The organism is Paenibacillus amylolyticus (assembly GCF_047302515.1).
Taxonomy (GTDB): domain Bacteria; phylum Bacillota; class Bacilli; order Paenibacillales; family Paenibacillaceae; genus Paenibacillus; species Paenibacillus amylolyticus_G.
Genome location: NZ_CP168019.1, coordinates 1474134 through 1490892 on the forward strand (window position 1 = coordinate 1474134; position 16759 = coordinate 1490892).

The following is a 16759-nucleotide window of genomic DNA, read 5'->3' on the forward strand; positions in this document are numbered from 1 at the left end:
AAGTGATGAGGAGTTATTGCAAAGGGGCTGGAGAGGCATGGCTGAACATGAGAATCGAATACTGGTCGTGGATGACGAAGAGAGAATCCGCAGGCTTTTGAAAATGTATCTTGAAAAAGAAGGTTATGAAATCGATGAAGCTGAGGATGGGGAAACTGCACTGCGTAAAGCAACAGCAGGGGACTACGGGCTGATTTTGCTTGATGTGATGTTGCCGGGTATGGATGGAGTTGAAGTGTGTACCCGTCTTCGTCAGGTGAAATCAACGCCGGTTTTGATGCTCACTGCAAAAGGTGAAGAGATTAACCGGGTTCAAGGCTTCGAAGTTGGCGCTGATGATTATGTTGTAAAACCATTCAGCCCGCGTGAAGTGATTTATCGCGTCAAAGCGATTTTGCGTCGAGCTTCCGCGACAGCTTATCTCTCCAAGGAGAGCAATTCGAGTAACAACATCGTGTTCCCGCATCTGGTTATTGAGCATGATGCCCACCGGGTAACCGCTGGTGGCGAAGAGATTAGTCTTACACCAAAAGAATATGAATTGCTGCACTACCTGGCAACATCTCCCGACAAAGTTTTCTCCAGAGAAGAATTGCTCAAAGATGTATGGAATTACGAATTCTTTGGCGATCTTCGTACCGTGGATACGCATGTGAAGCGTCTTCGCGAGAAACTTAACAAGGTATCGCCTGAATCGGCGGCCATGATTACGACGGTGTGGGGTGTGGGTTATAAACTGGAAGTACCGAAGTAGTTTTAGTTTCTGGAGATCATTGGTCGGGAAGTTATGGATCACTATTATCTGCCTTGTGGGTTGTGTACTTATAGCGCTGGGTCTTTTTTTGCTGCCCTACATTGATACGAACTTTGCAGAATCCGAATCCAGAGATATTAAGCGGTTGTTCACCTATATCTGTATTATCGGGTTCAGTTTAACCACGTTTTTTGCATTGTTTCTATTCACCAAAATAACGCAGCCCATGCAGCAATTGATTCAGGCAGCCAATGCGATTCGCAAAGGGAACTACGGAACACGTCTCTCCCTGGTAACGAGTGATGAGATTGGTGAACTTGCCAACACATTTAATCATATGGCTGCCCAACTGGAAGATAATATTCGAAACCTTAACCATGAGAAAGAACATTTGGCGAGTGTGCTTCGCAGCATGACCGATGCGGTGGTTACATTTGATGGTGAAGGCAAAGTTATTCTGACGAATCCGCCTGGAGAGAAGATCATGCAGGCATGGTATGATCTCGATTGGGCGAAAATGGACGAAGGACAAGAATCCGAGCAGTCTGACAAGACTTCGCGTGATGTACCTGAGCCCCTTCTTCCTTTGTTCAGAATGGTGATGGAGCAAGGTGGGGACCAGAACTCCAATGTTCATGTACAGCAAGGTGTCTGGTCTGTTCAGATGGCACCGTTGTACGCTGACAGTGTTGTCAGAGGGGCTGTGGCTGTTTTAAGAGATGTAACAGAAGAAGTGCGTCTGGAGAAAATGCGACGTGATTTCGTGGCTAACGTATCTCATGAGATACGAACTCCGCTATCCATGATGCAAGGCTACAGTGAAGCTCTTTTGGACGGTATGGCAACCTCACCGGAAGAGAGCGAAGAACTGATCCAGGTCATTCATGATGAGTCTCTACGGATGGGCAGACTGGTTAAAGACTTGCTTGATCTTGCGCGGATGGAAGCTGGACACACGGACATGGTGATGAAGGAAGTTGACCTCGGAGAACTACTTGAACGTGTATATCGGAAGTTCTCTGTGCGTTCAAAAGAACAGGGAATTCAACTGCAATTTAAGTTCGAACAGCCAACCATTGAACTTCAACAGGCAGATGAGGATCGACTTGAGCAAGTATTTACGAATCTGTTGGATAATGCGTTCAGACATACACCTACTGGCAAAAATGTTATGATCTCAGCCGAGCGCGTCACTTATCTTCGTGCTCCATTTGTCAGAGTTTCTGTGAAGGATCAGGGAGTAGGTATCCCTTCATCCGACTTGCCATTTATTTTCGAACGATTCTACAAAGCAGACAAGGCTCGTGTTCGGGGAGAAAGTGTAGGTACAGGGCTTGGTTTAGCGATTGTGAAAAATATTGTTGATGCGCATCAAGGCATGATTACCGTCAATAGTGTGCTTGGCGAAGGAACAGAGTTCATTTTGCAATTTCCTTTGGATTCATCGAAATAGCCTGAATTTCATACAAAAAGTGCGGAAACACCCTCTTATGGAGGGTGTTTTTTTGTTGAAGACTACCGTTTAATCTTGTTCAACGTGGAACAAGAATGGTCTTTTTTTGACTAAAAAGAGTGTCCAAGATAATTTTCCTTCCTATGTAACATAAGCTTGAAAAGCAAGCAAGATAGAGGAGGATTGAGTTAAGCATGTCCGATGATCGAAAAAGGGTCAATATTAAAGCTTTCCTGGAAGGCAGATCTTTTAGAGCAGGCTCTCCGTTTATTCCAATAACCACAAGCGAACTGGAGCAGTTTGAATCCATACTGCGTTCTTTGGCTGTGGCTATTCCTGCTGCAATTAGTCAGCCGACTTCAGCCAATATACTGTCATTACAGAATGGATTACGCCAGTTACTTACTTTTGTAAATCAATCCGGATTTCGTGCCGGAGTAAAGGCTGAATTACAAGCCGTATTGGAATTAACGATTGCAGGTTCAGAGGTTGTCCCTGTTCCTCTTATTAATCTCGCAGGTAACTTGCAAAACTTACTGGATGACTTGTTAAGTGTGACGCTGCTTCTGGAAGTATCACCTGTAGAAAAAGATAAACTTGTGGGATTAATTCGATCGATCTCCATATCGTTAAGCCGGGCGACGATAACTCTTGGAACTGTAGGGATTACCGGACCAGCCGGCCCACAGGGAGTGCCAGGAGTCCCGGGGGTACCAGGTGTCCCAGGAGTCCCTGGGGTGAAAGGGGCTACTGGCACACCGGGAGGAATTGGACCAGTAGGACCGGTGGGCCCAGTTGGTCCACAGGGAGCACAGGGTCCGGCAGGAGCACCTGGTGTGGGCTTAAACAATATTACTGCATTTGATCCTGCGCTTGGGCCGACATATGCTCAAGGTCAAGTAGTGAGCTACAAGGGTAGTCTTTATGTTGCCAATGTAAACGGTCCCTTGGGTACACCCGGAAGTTCTCCAGACTACACTCTTTTGCTGTCGGGTGGAACGACTGGAGCAACGGGGGCAACCGGAGCTGGTTTGACAGGAGCCGTAGCATTTAATCCAGTGCTCGCCCCGGGTTATCCAGCAGGTCAAGTCATTACGTATAACGGTAGTACTTACATTACGAGTGTAGCTGGTCCTCTAGGAACACCAGGATCTTCATCGGATTACACATTAATCGCTGCTGCGGGGGCGACTGGTGTTACTGGAGCCACAGGTGCAGGATTAAGTGGCATCGTGCCATTCGATCCCGCATTAGCCCCAACATATCCAGCTGGACAGATCGTCACGTTTGGTGGCAGTACTTATATTACAAATGTCGCTTCGCCAACGGGGACGCCAGGAAGTTCTCCAGATTATACGTTGTTAGCAGGATCGGGAGTTACAGGTGTGACCGGAGCTACGGGCATCGGTCTCAATGGTGCGGTTCCGTTTGACCCTGCAGTAGCTCCAACATATCCAGCCGGTCAGGTCGTTACCTTTAATGGCAGCACGTATATAACGACTGTGGCTTCTCCTACGGGTACGCCAGGTACTTCGCCAGACTATACATTGCTTGCAGGTGCAGGACCTACCGGAGTCACAGGAGCATCAGGGGTAACGGGAGCAACAGGCGTAGGTTTAAGTGCTATCGTGCCATTCGATCCAGCCATAGCCCCAACGTATCCTGCAGGTCAAGTCGTAACGTTTAACGGTAGCACGTATATTGCGAATGTGGCATCACCAACCGGAACGCCGGGCACATCGCCGGATTACACGTTGATCGCTGGCGCTGGAGCAACAGGTGTGACCGGTGCAACTGGAGTCGGAGTGACAGGAAGTACCGGAGTCACAGGAGCATCAGGGGTTACGGGAGCAACAGGCGTAGGTTTAAGTGGTATCGTGCCATTTGATCCAGCCGTAGCCCCGACGTATCCAGCGGGTCAGGTTGTAACGTTCAACGGCAGTACGTATATTGCGAATGTGGCATCACCAACCGGAACGCCGGGCACATCGCCGGATTACACGTTGATCGCTGGCGCTGGAGCAACAGGTGTGACCGGTGCAACTGGAGTCGGAGTGACAGGAAGTACCGGAGTCACAGGAGCATCAGGGGTAACGGGAGCAACAGGCGTAGGTTTAAGTGGTATCGTGCCATTTGATCCAGCCGTAGCCCCGACGTATCCAGCGGGTCAGGTTGTAACGTTCAACGGCAGTACGTATATTGCAAATGTGGCATCGCCAACCGGAACGCCGGGGACTTCACCAGATTACACGTTGATCGCTGGAGCAGGAGCGACAGGTGTGACCGGTGCAACTGGAGTTGGAGTGACAGGAAGTACTGGTGAAACAGGAGCGACTGGTGTTGCAGGGGTGACTGGGGCGACTGGAATTACAGGAGTCACAGGATTAAGCGTAACGGGATCAACAGGAGTAACTGGAGGACCCGGGGCAACTGGTGAAACAGGAGCAACGGGAGTCGGAATAACGGGAAGTACCGGAGCAACTGGTGTCACGGGGGAGACCGGAGTCACAGGTATAACCGGTGCAACGGGAGTCGGGGTAACGGGGAGCACCGGGGCAACTGGTGTCACGGGTGAAACAGGAGTCGGGGTAACGGGAAGCACCGGAGCAACTGGTGTCACAGGGGAAACCGGAGCAACTGGTGCGACTGGAGGAACCGGAGCGACAGGTATAACCGGATCCACGGGAGTCGGTGTAACGGGAAGCACCGGAGCAACTGGTATCACTGGGGAAACCGGAGCGACAGGTGTAACAGGAGCCACGGGAGTGGGCGTAACGGGAAGTACCGGGGCAACTGGTGAAACAGGAGCGACAGGTCTTGTAGGGTTAACCGGGGCGACGGGAATTACAGGAGCCACGGGATTAAGCGTAACAGGAGTAACTGGAGGAACTGGGGCAACTGGTGAAACAGGAGCGACTGGTGTTGCAGGGTTGACTGGGGCGACGGGAATTACAGGAGCCACAGGAGTAAGTGTAACAGGTAGTACTGGTGCTACAGGGGAAACAGGAGCAACAGGCGTAACGGGATTGACTGGCGCAACAGGAGTAAGCGTAACAGGTGTAACAGGAGCCACGGGAGTCGGCATAACGGGAAGTACCGGAGCAATTGGTGCCACTGGTGAAACCGGAGCGACAGGCATAACGGGAGCCACGGGAGTCGGCGTAACGGGAAGTACCGGAGCAACTGGTGTTACAGGGGAAACAGGAGTTACAGGTATAACCGGAGCCACGGGAGTCGGTATAACCGGAAGTACTGGAGTTACTGGTGTTACAGGGGGAACAGGAGCCACAGGTATAACCGGATCCACGGGAGTCGGCGTAACGGGAAGTACCGGGTCAACTGGTATTACTGGTGAAACAGGAGCTACAGGTATAACGGGAGCCACGGGAGTGGGCGTAACGGGAAGTACCGGGTCAACTGGTGCGACTGGGGGAACAGGAGCCACAGGTATAACCGGAGCCACGGGAGTCGGCATAACCGGAAGTACCGGAGTAACTGGTGTTACAGGGGAAACAGGAGTTACAGGTATAACCGGAGCCACGGGAGTCGGCATAACCGGAAGTACTGGAGTTACTGGTGTCACTGGGGGAACAGGAGTTACAGGTATAACCGGAGCCACGGGAGTCGGTATAACCGGAAGTACTGGAGTTACTGGTGTTACTGGGGGAACAGGAGCCACAGGTATAACCGGATCCACGGGAGTCGGCGTAACGGGAAGTACCGGGTCAACTGGTATTACTGGTGAAACAGGAGCTACAGGTATAACGGGAGCCACGGGAGTGGGCGTAACGGGAAGTACCGGGTCAACTGGTGTTACAGGGGAAACAGGAGTTACAGGTATAACCGGAGCCACGGGAGTCGGTGTAACCGGAAGTACCGGAGCAACTGGTGCGACTGGAGGAACAGGAGCCACAGGTATAACCGGAGCCACGGGAGTCGGCGTAACGGGAAGCACCGGAGCAACTGGTGCGACTGGAGGAACAGGAGCCACAGGTATAACCGGAGCCACGGGAGTCGGTGTAACGGGAAGTACCGGGTCAACTGGTGCAACTGGAGGAACAGGAGCCACCGGAGTCGGCGTAACCGGAAGTACCGGAGTAACTGGTGTTACTGGGGGAACAGGAGCCACAGGTATAACCGGAGCCACGGGAGTCGGCGTAACCGGAAGTACAGGAGTTACCGGAGCAACAGGTGCAACCGGAACATCTGTAACATCTAACTCGGCTTTTGCTGAGAACACTAATGGTACGATTGTTGTAATATTGGGTGGTACACTCGTTCCATTACCGAATAACCAAAATATTGGCACAGGTATAACCGTCAATGGGACAAATGACACATTCACGTTGACGAATGCAGGTCGTTACTATATCTCATACAAAATAAATCTGACAGCTGCACTTGCTATCCAATCTCGGGTTTTACTTAACGGTGCAGCAATTCCAGCGAGTGTAGTATCTCCAGTACTTTCTCTCAGCCAGCTGCAGTCTGACTTTATGGTTACCGTTACCGCTGGTTCTACAATACAGTTACAATTATTCGGGCTTGTTGGCGCAGCCGTTCTGTCTCCTCCGGGATCTACACTAAACATTATTCAGTTAAGTTAATAGTTCGATTACGTATTAAGACTATTTCCATTGACCAAAAGAAGCTGAACTTATATGGGTTGGTGCGCACCCCTTTTTCAATTCCACAAATATTTTGTTTGCAAGCTTCACTACCGATATTTCAGCGGGTACACGAAAAAAGACGGGACCACGAGGGTCCCGTCTCTCCTTATACATTTTTTAAAATACGTTTGATTATTCCAGAACAATTTCAACAGCAGTATTGATTTCAGGCAGCGCAGCAAGCTGCACAAGCACATCTTTTGGAACAGCTTTATCTACGGTCAGAATCATGATCGCAGCACCACCAATAATTTTACGTCCAACCTGCATGGATGCGATGTTGACATCGTTTTGTCCAAGCAGGGTTCCTACACGTCCGATAATACCTGGTTTATCGTTGTGGGAGATCAAAATTTGATGACTTTCCGGAGCGATATCTACCGGGAATTTGTCCAGACGAACAATACGTTCTCCATAACCCGCAAGCAATGTACCTGCTACACGACGTTCCTCAGCATCCTGAGTTGTAACCAACGTTACGGTAATCAGGTTAGTAAATCCTTTAGTTGTTGAGGTTTGGCTTACAACCACATTCAGATCACGGATTTTGGCCAGATGCATGGAGTTAACGATGTTGGCTTCCCCACCCAAATGTCTGGCGAGAATCCCTTTCACAATGTAACGTGTGAGAGGAGAAGTATCTACTTCAGAAAGTTCACCAGCATAGTCGATACGAATCTCCTGCACTGCATTTTGTGTAATCTGTGCTGCAAAACTACCCAACGTTTCACCCAGTTTGAAATACGGCTGCAATTTGTTCATCACGGTTGGTGCAACAGCAGGCATGTTAACTGCGTTCTTGAACGGTTCATTGCGCAGAATATGAAGAACTTGTTCCGATACATCGATAGCCACGTTCTCTTGTGCTTCTACTGTGGACGCACCAAGGTGAGGCGTAACGATAATGCTTGGGTGATTCAGGAACGGGTGATCAGCGGCTGGCGGCTCGCTTTCAAATACGTCAAATGCTGCACCAGCAACAATACCTTGATCAATGGCTTCGACAAGTGCCATCTCGTCAACTACACCACCACGAGCACAGTTGATGATACGCATGCCTTTTTTCATCACTTCGAATTGTGGACGTGAAATCATGTGCCGTGTTTCCGGTGTTAATGGCGTGTGAACGGTCATGAAGTCCGCATTGCGAATGATATCATCTACACTAGCCAGCTTCACTTGCAGCTTCTCAGCACGCTCCTCCGTGAGGAACGGGTCGTAAGCAAGAATGTCCATTCCAAATGCTTTGGCGCGCTTGGCAACTTCACTACCGATCCGTCCCATACCCAGTACACCGAGCGTTTTATTTCTTAATTCCACACCCAGGAAGGTTTTACGATCCCACGTACCTTGAATTGTCTTAGCGTATGCCTGAGGAATGTGTCGTGCCAATGCCATCATCATGGCAAACGTGTGCTCACAGGTTGTGATGGTATTGCCATCAGGTGCATTAATAACGATGATACCGCGCTGTGTAGCAGCTTCCAGATCAATGTTATCTACACCAACCCCTGCACGTCCGATCACTTTAAGGTTGGTACCAGCCGTCATAATACGATCTGTAACACGAGTCTGGCTGCGAACCAAGAGGGCATCATATTCACCAATAATGGCAACAAGTTCATCTTCACTAAGACCGGTTTTCTTCTCAACAACAACATCATTTGCATCCACCAGTTGCTGGATCCCCAGATCACTGATTGGGTCCGACACTAACACTTTGTACATGGTTTCTTCCTCCTTAGGTATGTGTATCTATATCGTCAAGGTCTGACCTCAGCGAAGAGGTATTCCTTAAAACCAGGTTGATTCTTCCGCCCAACAACGCGGTGTCGCAACAGAGGGGGAAGGTGAAGCAAATAGAGTGATCCCACAGATATCCTTTAAAATAAATCAAAAAACTCTCAATCCACATACTGCTTGCGCAATAAGGGACGAGAGTTGTCGTGGTACCACCCTAATTCACCGCCGTTTCGCAACGACAGTCTTAGCGGTCAATGAAGACCGAAGAGGATAACGGGTCTAAACCGATTGCACCTACTCCAATTTCAATGCAATAACTCAGGAGCGCTCAAGACCATTTGCCTGCCACCGATTCACACCTACCATCGGCTCTCTGTAAGACGAAGCAACGTCTTTTTTCCATCATCGTGTTTAACGTGACTAATTTTTTCATAATGTATCATGGCTGACATGAGCATGTCAATAGGCTTAAATGTTTTAAAATGTTCTGCAGATGTCTTTAGATTCACACATAAACAGAGTCACCATAAGTAATACAATAGTTAATATACCTACCACAAGAAGATGGAAAGTAAGCTGTTTGGTGAACTGGATTTTATTGCTTTAATGAAGTAATGGCACTGATATAAAACCAGGACTTGGGGCAGGCCTTGAACCTAATTGGTTTTTTGGCTATCATTTAGTATACTATCCGATTGGACAACGTAATTGTTATCCATCAAATTTAACTCAAGAGGACAGACGCATCCGATGAAAAAATTCAAGTTTCCCAAGTTCAAGATTCAGAAGGCTGAGCCACAGCAGCTTACCGAGCGTTTGCTTTTAATCAATCTATACTTTACACAAGGTCTGACACTGATTATCGGAGTTGTGTGGATCTTATTGCAGAAACGAAACTTGTTAGATGTACTCGCGTGGCCTGACAATTACCAATTTATATGGTGGGGTCTTGGTCTTGCAGGAATAATGCTTGTTATGGACTTGGTACTGTCGTATGTTATACCTCAGGAAAGCATGGACGACGGTGGAATTAACGAGATGTTGTTCCGTGGGCGTCCGATCTGGCACATTGTATGTATAGCAGCCATTGTTGCTGTGTGTGAGGAATTATTATTCCGTGGAGCCATCCAACATGCCATCGGTCCTTACTGGACAAGTATTTTATTCGCAGTTATCCATATTCGTTATTTGCGCCACTGGATTCCAACAGGCTGGGTGTTTGTCTCAAGTTATGGATTGGGTTGGATTTACTTGCAGTCCGGCACATTATGGGCGCCTATATTATGTCACTTTATTATTGATTTGGTGTCCGGATTAGCGATACGTTTTCGGAGGGGATCATGAATCAGCCATTAAGTAGAATGAAGACATATGGCAGTCAGCGCCATCGTCAATCGGATAAAAAAGAGAAATCCGAGCGTCAGGTGGCTTCTCAAGTAAGCATCGTTGCTGAAACGGCAGCAGCTGCTGAGGTTGGCGGAATCACACCAATTACTTCCGTTTCTTTACCTAGATCACAGCGCAAGCCTTATACAGAAAAACTGGAAAGTCCAGTACTTCCTCAAAGGGCACCATCACGCTCCAAAAAAACGCCAAATTCAACGGAAGAATCGATCCCCGAAGCGGGTTCGCTTCCTACACGGACAGAATTACATCCTTCACGTCGGTTAAAATTGAGCAAGAGGTTTGTCAATTCACTCATTTTTATTTTTGTCATGTTAACGATTAGTCTGGTTTGGTGGGGGGTTGAAGGGGCACCCGCTCTGAATACGTTCCTTCCCTTGCCGTGGTAATGCTTTTACTCGCAGGTTTAATCATTTTGATGGGAGTATTACTAGTTTTTCATATGTGGCGTGAAGCCCATATTCATCAAATGATTGAAGAAGAGGTTGAAGTGCCTCATCTGCCAACATCCTTTGACGGGGCTAAGATTTTGTATGTATCCGACACGCACAAGCGCAAGCTGAAGCAGAAGGATCTGGAAAATGTTAAAAACAAGGTGGACTGGGTTCTCATTGGCGGGGATGTTGCGGAAAAAGGAATCTCATGGTCTCTAGTTAGACATAACATGAAAATTTTATCGAACATTGCTCCTTCATTTACGGTGTATGGCAACCATGACAAGAGGGCTGGTACCGCTCAACTTGCGCGAATCCTTCGGGAATCGGACGTTAAGCTCCTGCAGGATAATGTGGAATATTTGCAAAGGGGCAACGACAGATTGAGCCTGATTGGCATAGACTATCGTTCCAAACAGGGCGATGTATTACTACAACAGATCGGTAACCGTTTTTGCAAAATTGCTATCGTTCATGATCCTTTGCAGGCCCTTCGCTTGGAAGAAAATGCAGATCTTATTTTAAGCGGTCATACACATGGCGGACAATTGGTTTTACCATTTTTCGGACCTGTGTTCCTGAGCAAAGCGTATCGTCCCGTATCGAACGGGTGGTACTCCCTGAAGCGAAGTCCGGAGGACGTTCACCAAGAAGGCAAAATGCTTGTTAGCAGAGGATACGGTACAAACCATCTTCCTCTCCGACTAGGTTGTCCTGCGGAGATGCATATCATCACGTTAAGAGTGCCCGCGGAAAAAGCACTCACAGAGAAACAGCCTTGATCCATTGGATCAAGGCTGTTTTATTTTAATGCGCAAAATTACAATTAACGAGCTTCCAATTCAATTGCACGCGGATCAACAAAGGAATAACCTTTCTTTTCGAGCTTGGTCAGCAACTCATCCAATGCTTCAACCGTCCATGGCAACTCATGCATCAAAATATTGCTTCCGGGATTTAACTGGTCCAGTACATTTTGAATGACTTTTTCCGGTTTGTCTTTGGTGCTTTTATCCCAATCGAGCGAACCATTAGACCAAGTCATATATAACATGCCATTTTTCTTAACAACAGCCTTCAGTGCATCATTTCCCGACCCAAAAGGTGGACGGAAGAATTGCGGTTCCTCACCAATGGTTTCCTTCACTATTTTTTGGACATCTGTAACCTGTTTTGCCGCCTCAGCGTTGGACATTTTTTTGAGATCCTCATGATCCCAGGCATGATTGCCTACAATCTGACCCCGTTCATGTATGAGTTTGAGCAATTCCGGATGGCTTTTCACCCGATATCCATTGACGAAAAATATCGCTTTAGCGTTATGTTTATCTAAAGTGTCGATCAGTGAAGTAATCATTTTTTCTTCTTTGGGTCCATCATCAAAAGTTAACAAGACCACTTTGTTTGGGCTCGCTTCATCGTTTGGTTTAATATAATAATTTTCATTCATATGATACGTCTTTTCCACTTTCTCTTCTGTAGAAACCTTCTCCGAAGATTCAAGTTCTTCTTCTGTCGCAGTTGAATCTTCCGTTGAAGGCTCGGGCACACCAGATCCGGGTTCTCCTGTTTCAGTTGGGTTAGAGTTACCTTGCTCTTTTTGAACCGTGGTAGTTGATTCGCCCGCTGGTGTGGAATTATCAGATGTTTTTTCTTCCGCTGTCCCACAAGCTGACAACAGCAAACTTGCAGCAATGATCAATGCGGCGGTATGTCTAAACATGATTTCAACTCGCTTTCCTGTATTTATACGGAATGAGATCGCTCACTACCGCAAACACTAAATATGATTTTAACACTTGAAGGAGGTTGGTGTAATGAAGACGTCATCCTTTTTTTGGGGTATTGTCATTGGTGTTGCAGCCAGTTCATGGCTGTCCAAAGGCAAATTGCCCATGATGTCATCGGGTTCATCAAGAAATATGATGGATCAGGCAAAACATAAGATGATGGAAATGACTTTCCCGGGTATGGACGGGTTCACAAGCAAGCAAAATCAACATGGTGAATCCCACAAAAATCCGGCAGCAAAGACCGCAAGAGCAATCACACCGCAGGAAAAAGAAGCGAATATGAGCATGCTCAAAGATTTTATTCGCACCAATCCGGATGTGAAGCATGAAGTTGAGCAAATTTTAAGCCAAACAAACACAACAGTACCGGGTTTATAAACCAAAACCTCCAATTAGAATCATCCACAGTCTAGATTGGCTGTGGAATGATTCTTTTTTTGTCGATTTTACTTCGTGCATTTAGAGGTATAAAATGATAACATAACTACATAGATTTATTTTCAGCACATATTGTTTTGTGCTTCATAATCTGTTATAAGACTTGCTTATAAAGGGGAGATCCTGTATGAAAATAGAACGACTAAGTCACGATAAGATACGGATTTTCCTGACCTTTGACGATCTGAGCGAGCGCGGAATACAAAAAGAAGATATGTGGCAGGAAATACCTAAGGTTCATGAACTGTTCACTGAAATGATGGATCAGGCCTATTCCGAACTTGGATTTGATGCCACAGGTCCACTCGCTGTCGAAGTATTCGCACTTCCCGCTCAAGGGATGGTTGTCATTGTCACACGTGGAAAATATGATCCGCAACAATATGGTTTAGGTCATGAAGATGATCTTCCTGAAGAAGTATATGAAATGGAAGTTACACTCGAGCAAAGCGATTCCATTGTTTATGCATTCAAGGACTTTGAAGTTCTCATTGAAGCTGCACATATGTTGCGTCAGCATGTTACGGACGCTGGGAGACTTTATTCTTATAAAGACAAGTGGTTCTTGCATTTGGAGCCAGATGAGGTAGATTCCACCAAACATGCGGCATTGATTGCCTTGCTTGCTGAATTTGGCGAAGGATCCTCAGTTACTCCGGCAGTTATGGAAGAGTATGGTAAGGTTGTTATTCCTGCACAAGCGATTGATGTTATCTGCACCCACTTCAAACGCCAGGATTAATCTCTAGTTGTAATCGCGTCTTTAGTCAGAGGAGGGAATTTCGGTGCTTTTGTTTTCGGTCTTAGCGGCAGCAGTTGCTCCGGGTCTCGCCTTGTTAACATACTTTTACCTGAAAGACCGTTATGATTATGAGCCACTTCATATGGTATTGCGGGTTTTCCTCATGGGGATTCTGATGGTACTGCCTGTGATGATTATTCAGCGTGGTATGATGATGTGGCTCGGGGATAATCCTTATCTTGAGGCCATTATGATCTCAGGTGGTGTGGAGGAATTTGTTAAATGGTTCGTACTTTATCATATCATCTATAATCACACCGAATTTGATGAGCCGTATGACGGGATATTATATGCAGTCGCTGTTTCACTTGGATTTGCCACTGTTGAGAATGTGTTGTATGCCTTTGCGGGGAATGCATCCGTCTCAGCCATGTTCCTTCGGGCACTGCTCCCTGTTTCAGGGCACGCTATGTTTGCGGTAATCATGGGTTATTACATGGGGAAAGCCAAGTTTATCGGTGGTAAGAAAAAGCGGTGGTACCTGGTTCTTTCTCTGGTGTTACCTTTTTTCTGGCATGCATTGTACGATGTCATCATGAACACCATGGTGAATCATTGGTTGTGGTTTATAGCGCCGCTAATGGCGGGCCTGTGGTATGGGGCAATGGGTAAAATCACACGAGCTAATAACCGTTCTCCTTTTCGTTTTGTGAAGCGGGAGGAAGAGGTTAAATTATAAAAATACGGACACACTGGTGGACATAAAGCGCATATTGCGCCTATGGCTCCGGTGTGTTTTTATTTTTACAGATAAACTCCCGGGGAATGACCAACAGAAACGGAGATCGTTGTGATGAGAATTAAAATTAAAATCAGATGCAAACAATGCGGTGAACGATTTACATTACGAGGCAAGAAAGAACGGGGCCGGATTGAGACGGGATTCAAGCAGTGCCTCTGTGATAACAGAGACCAGTTCGAAATTGAAGAAGAGGGCATGGCAACTGGGATTCAGCTGAATTAAAAGGAGGACCCAAACGGTACTTTAGCAGCCTGCTTGTGTAAGGACTGGAAATCGCATGCATAAGAGATCTTTCTTCGATCCACAATAGAGGTAGTGGTTTAGAAGAAAGGAGACTCTACCGATGTATAAACGATTAAGTTCAGTTATGTTTCCGATATTTGCGGTTCTGCTGGTCGGTGCGCTCGTGTGGGGCTATCAGGAGAATCAGGAGAAGAATGCAATTCTGATCAAGGCAGAGAATCAATATCAGCGTGCCTTTCACGATTTATCTTTTCATATGGACAAATTGCATTCGGAGATTGGTAACACCTTGGCGGTTCACTCTACATCACAGGGGATGCATCGCAAAGGTTTGATGAATGTATGGCGACTCACCAGTGAAGCGCAGAATGAGATCAACCAACTGCCACTCACCATGCTGCCATTTAACGAGACAGAGGAGTTTCTCTCGCGTATTTCCAACTTTGCCTATCGGGCGTCGATGCGTGACTTGACGAACGAACCGCTAAGTGAGAAGGAAATGGGCAACCTGAAAAAGTTGTATCAGAATTCATCCGAGATTACCAAGAATCTGCAGGATGTGCAGCAGAAAGTCCTGACGGACCGATTGCGCTGGATGGATGCAGAGACTGCCATGGCAACGCAAGAGCAAACCATGGACAACACGATCGTTGATGGTTTTCGTACTGTAAACAAAAAGGTACAGGAATACCCGGAGCTTGATTGGGGTCCTTCCGTATCCAATATCTATGCAAAACGATCAGTCAAGAAACTGGACGGCTTGCCGGTGACCAAAGAACAGATTCAGAGCAAGGCTGCAAAATTCTCTGATGCGGATCGTAGCAAAATCCAAGTGCAGGAGAACGGCAAAGGAACAGACTGGGAGTCTTACACTGCCACGATTGATCATGCCAACAATGGCAAACTGATGATGGATTTCACCCGTAATGGTGGAATGCTGATCTCTTACAGTGATACGCGTCCAATCGGAACCAAAAAAGTGTCTCGTCAGAATGCCATGGCTAAAGCAGATCAATTTCTAATGAACAAAGGCTATAAGGATATGAAGGCTGTAAACTATGATGAATATGGTAATCTGGGTAACCTTACTTATGTGCGTAAGCAAGGGGACACCTTGATCTATCCCGAGAAAATGTCAGTTCGTGTAGGTTTGGATACAGGCGAAGTAACCGGCTTCCAGGCGAGTGACTTTGTCTACGAACATAATGACATGCGCAAAATTCCGAAAGCAACTCTTACGGAGCAACAGGCGCGGAAAAAGCTTAATTCGGAGTTCGAAGAAAATTATGTTCGCAAATCTCTGATTGAGAATGATTACAGCAAAGAAGTATTGTGTTATGAATTCGGAGGAAAAATTAACGGTTCCCGTTACCGGATATACATTAATGCGAATACAGGATTAGAAGAAGCGGTTGAAGAGATCAAACCGGTCAATGCAACCTCATAAAAAGATGGATAATCTCAATTTTAAGTTGAGCGAATAACTGCGGCAGACCACGATGTGGTCTGTTTTTTTCTTGTTCAATGTGAGAAAGGTCATGGTATAATAGTCCTTGTACATACGAAGATAAATACATAAAGTGGCGGTGAAAAGCTTGTTTCCTAAAATAAATGAAATTTTATACATCCAGATTGCTTCTGCAGATGAAAAAGAGGAATACAAAGAATACAAATCACGCATTGCAGATATGGATGACAGCAGTTTTCTGATTGAGGTCCCGATGCAACAAGGAAGCAGCCGTCTGAAAAGGCTCTTTTTCGGAGATGAATTGTCCATTTCATATATTACGGAGGATGGGGTCCGGCATTATTTTAATACCTATGTCACGGGATTTGAAGAAGATGTAGTCCGTCTTGTTCGTATCCGCAAACCGTTACCGAGCGATATATCCAAAATACAACGTCGCAGCTTTCTTCGTGTTCATGCCAACCTCGAATTGGCCATCCAGAGTGAAGATCTGACCCGTGCCGTCGGATTGACTGAAGATATTGGTGGCGGTGGATTGTCCATCTACGGCGAAACAGGTTTCTCAATAGCTGAAGGTCAAAAACTGAAATGCTGGTTGCTGGTTCCCTACCGGAATTCAACCATTGAGCATGTGAATTTTGAAGCTGAAGTTGTGCGGATCAAAACCCTGGAAACCGGCAGACAGCTATGCATGTTGAAATTTGTGCAGATATCAGATTCGGAACGCCAGAAAATTATCAAGTTTTGTTTTGAACGGCAATTGGACTATCGTACGAAATAGGAATGTTGTGGCATAAAAAGAAGGAACTGCGGGT

14 protein-coding genes and 1 other annotated feature are annotated in these 16759 nt (G+C 46.6%); of the genes, 12 read left to right on the forward strand and 2 right to left on the reverse strand.

All coding sequences use genetic code 11. From position 1 onward, the window contains the following. Nucleotides 1–37 precede the first annotated feature (37 nt). The 3 genes from ACDJ59_RS06535 to ACDJ59_RS06545 all read left to right on the forward strand — a co-directional run bounded on the left by ACDJ59_RS06535 (nt 38) and on the right by ACDJ59_RS06545 (nt 6814). Nucleotides 38–754 carry a response regulator transcription factor gene (locus tag ACDJ59_RS06535; protein ID WP_036607918.1) on the forward strand — a complete coding sequence of 239 codons (717 nt, stop codon included), beginning with the start codon at nt 38–40 and terminating at the stop codon, nt 752–754. A gap of 55 nt (nt 755–809) precedes the next feature. After that, nucleotides 810–2207, forward strand: coding sequence for an ATP-binding protein (locus ACDJ59_RS06540; protein ID WP_253501426.1), 1398 nt, complete (start codon nt 810–812; stop codon nt 2205–2207). 194 nt (nt 2208–2401) lie between these two features. After that, the gene (locus ACDJ59_RS06545; RefSeq protein WP_413408020.1) at nt 2402–6814 is read left to right on the forward strand and encodes a BclA C-terminal domain-containing protein; all 4413 of its coding nucleotides are present in this window, start codon (nt 2402–2404) and stop codon (nt 6812–6814) included. Between the two features lie 195 nt (nt 6815–7009). Here the strand turns inward: ACDJ59_RS06545 and serA are convergent, their stop codons facing one another. Beyond that, entirely contained in the window at nt 7010–8605 is a 1596-nt protein-coding gene (serA, locus tag ACDJ59_RS06550; RefSeq protein WP_017687669.1) for a phosphoglycerate dehydrogenase, read from the reverse strand. A 199-nt stretch (nt 8606–8804) separates the two neighbouring features. Then, nucleotides 8805–9035, reverse strand: a binding site (T-box leader). A gap of 335 nt (nt 9036–9370) precedes the next feature. On the opposite strand from serA, the gene ACDJ59_RS06555 reads away from it, so the two are divergent. Genes ACDJ59_RS06555 through ACDJ59_RS06565 form a run of 3 tightly spaced genes read left to right on the forward strand, consistent with a single transcriptional unit; the run spans nt 9371 to nt 11240 of the window. Continuing rightward, entirely contained in the window at nt 9371–9964 is a 594-nt protein-coding gene (locus ACDJ59_RS06555) for a CPBP family intramembrane glutamic endopeptidase (protein WP_036607728.1), read from the forward strand. 17 nt (nt 9965–9981) lie between these two features. Next, nucleotides 9982–10413 carry a hypothetical protein gene (locus tag ACDJ59_RS06560; RefSeq protein ID WP_152683071.1) on the forward strand — a complete coding sequence of 144 codons (432 nt, stop codon included), beginning with the start codon at nt 9982–9984 and terminating at the stop codon, nt 10411–10413. Between the two features lie 29 nt (nt 10414–10442). Then, nucleotides 10443–11240 (forward strand): metallophosphoesterase, encoded by a 798-nt coding sequence (locus ACDJ59_RS06565; protein ID WP_413408021.1) that lies wholly within the window; start codon nt 10443–10445, stop codon nt 11238–11240. Nucleotides 11241–11284: 44 nt separating this feature from the next. On the opposite strand, the gene ACDJ59_RS06570 is transcribed toward ACDJ59_RS06565, so the two are convergent. Further along, the gene (locus ACDJ59_RS06570; RefSeq protein WP_413408022.1) at nt 11285–12181 is read right to left on the reverse strand and encodes a polysaccharide deacetylase family protein; all 897 of its coding nucleotides are present in this window, start codon (nt 12179–12181) and stop codon (nt 11285–11287) included. Nucleotides 12182–12275: 94 nt separating this feature from the next. On the opposite strand from ACDJ59_RS06570, the gene ACDJ59_RS06575 reads away from it, so the two are divergent. The 6 genes from ACDJ59_RS06575 (at nt 12276) to ACDJ59_RS06600 (ending at nt 16725) form a co-directional block, all read left to right on the forward strand. Then, nucleotides 12276–12629, forward strand: coding sequence for a hypothetical protein (locus tag ACDJ59_RS06575; RefSeq protein ID WP_047843572.1), 354 nt, complete (start codon nt 12276–12278; stop codon nt 12627–12629). A 187-nt stretch (nt 12630–12816) separates the two neighbouring features. After that, nucleotides 12817–13431 carry a genetic competence negative regulator gene (locus ACDJ59_RS06580; RefSeq protein ID WP_017687675.1) on the forward strand — a complete coding sequence of 205 codons (615 nt, stop codon included), beginning with the start codon at nt 12817–12819 and terminating at the stop codon, nt 13429–13431. 43 nt (nt 13432–13474) lie between these two features. Continuing rightward, entirely contained in the window at nt 13475–14170 is a 696-nt protein-coding gene (prsW, locus tag ACDJ59_RS06585; RefSeq protein ID WP_017687676.1) for a glutamic-type intramembrane protease PrsW, read from the forward strand. 114 nt (nt 14171–14284) lie between these two features. Continuing rightward, nucleotides 14285–14455 carry a hypothetical protein gene (locus tag ACDJ59_RS06590; protein ID WP_165980215.1) on the forward strand — a complete coding sequence of 57 codons (171 nt, stop codon included), beginning with the start codon at nt 14285–14287 and terminating at the stop codon, nt 14453–14455. Nucleotides 14456–14576: 121 nt separating this feature from the next. Further along, the gene (ypeB, locus tag ACDJ59_RS06595; RefSeq protein ID WP_413408023.1) at nt 14577–15923 is read left to right on the forward strand and encodes a germination protein YpeB; all 1347 of its coding nucleotides are present in this window, start codon (nt 14577–14579) and stop codon (nt 15921–15923) included. A gap of 148 nt (nt 15924–16071) precedes the next feature. Further along, complete coding sequence (locus ACDJ59_RS06600) at nt 16072–16725, forward strand: flagellar brake protein (protein ID WP_413408024.1); 654 nt, start codon at nt 16072–16074, stop codon at nt 16723–16725. Nucleotides 16726–16759: the final 34 nt, after the last annotated feature.

Coding starts and splice junctions, on each gene's coding strand:
- ACDJ59_RS06580 (WP_017687675.1), top strand. CDS start 12,817: ATGAAAATAGAACGACTAAGTCACGATAAGATACGGATTTTCCTGACC.
- ACDJ59_RS06590 (WP_165980215.1), top strand. CDS start 14,285: ATGAGAATTAAAATTAAAATCAGATGCAAACAATGCGGTGAACGATTT.
- ACDJ59_RS06570 (WP_413408022.1), bottom strand. CDS start 12,181: ATGTTTAGACATACCGCCGCATTGATCATTGCTGCAAGTTTGCTGTTG.
- ACDJ59_RS06535 (WP_036607918.1), top strand. CDS start 38: ATGGCTGAACATGAGAATCGAATACTGGTCGTGGATGACGAAGAGAGA.
- ACDJ59_RS06565 (WP_413408021.1), top strand. CDS start 10,443: ATGGGAGTATTACTAGTTTTTCATATGTGGCGTGAAGCCCATATTCAT.
- serA (WP_017687669.1), bottom strand. CDS start 8,605: ATGTACAAAGTGTTAGTGTCGGACCCAATCAGTGATCTGGGGATCCAG.
- ACDJ59_RS06560 (WP_152683071.1), top strand. CDS start 9,982: ATGAAGACATATGGCAGTCAGCGCCATCGTCAATCGGATAAAAAAGAG.
- ACDJ59_RS06555 (WP_036607728.1), top strand. CDS start 9,371: ATGAAAAAATTCAAGTTTCCCAAGTTCAAGATTCAGAAGGCTGAGCCA.
- ACDJ59_RS06575 (WP_047843572.1), top strand. CDS start 12,276: ATGAAGACGTCATCCTTTTTTTGGGGTATTGTCATTGGTGTTGCAGCC.
- ypeB (WP_413408023.1), top strand. CDS start 14,577: ATGTATAAACGATTAAGTTCAGTTATGTTTCCGATATTTGCGGTTCTG.
- ACDJ59_RS06545 (WP_413408020.1), top strand. CDS start 2,402: ATGTCCGATGATCGAAAAAGGGTCAATATTAAAGCTTTCCTGGAAGGC.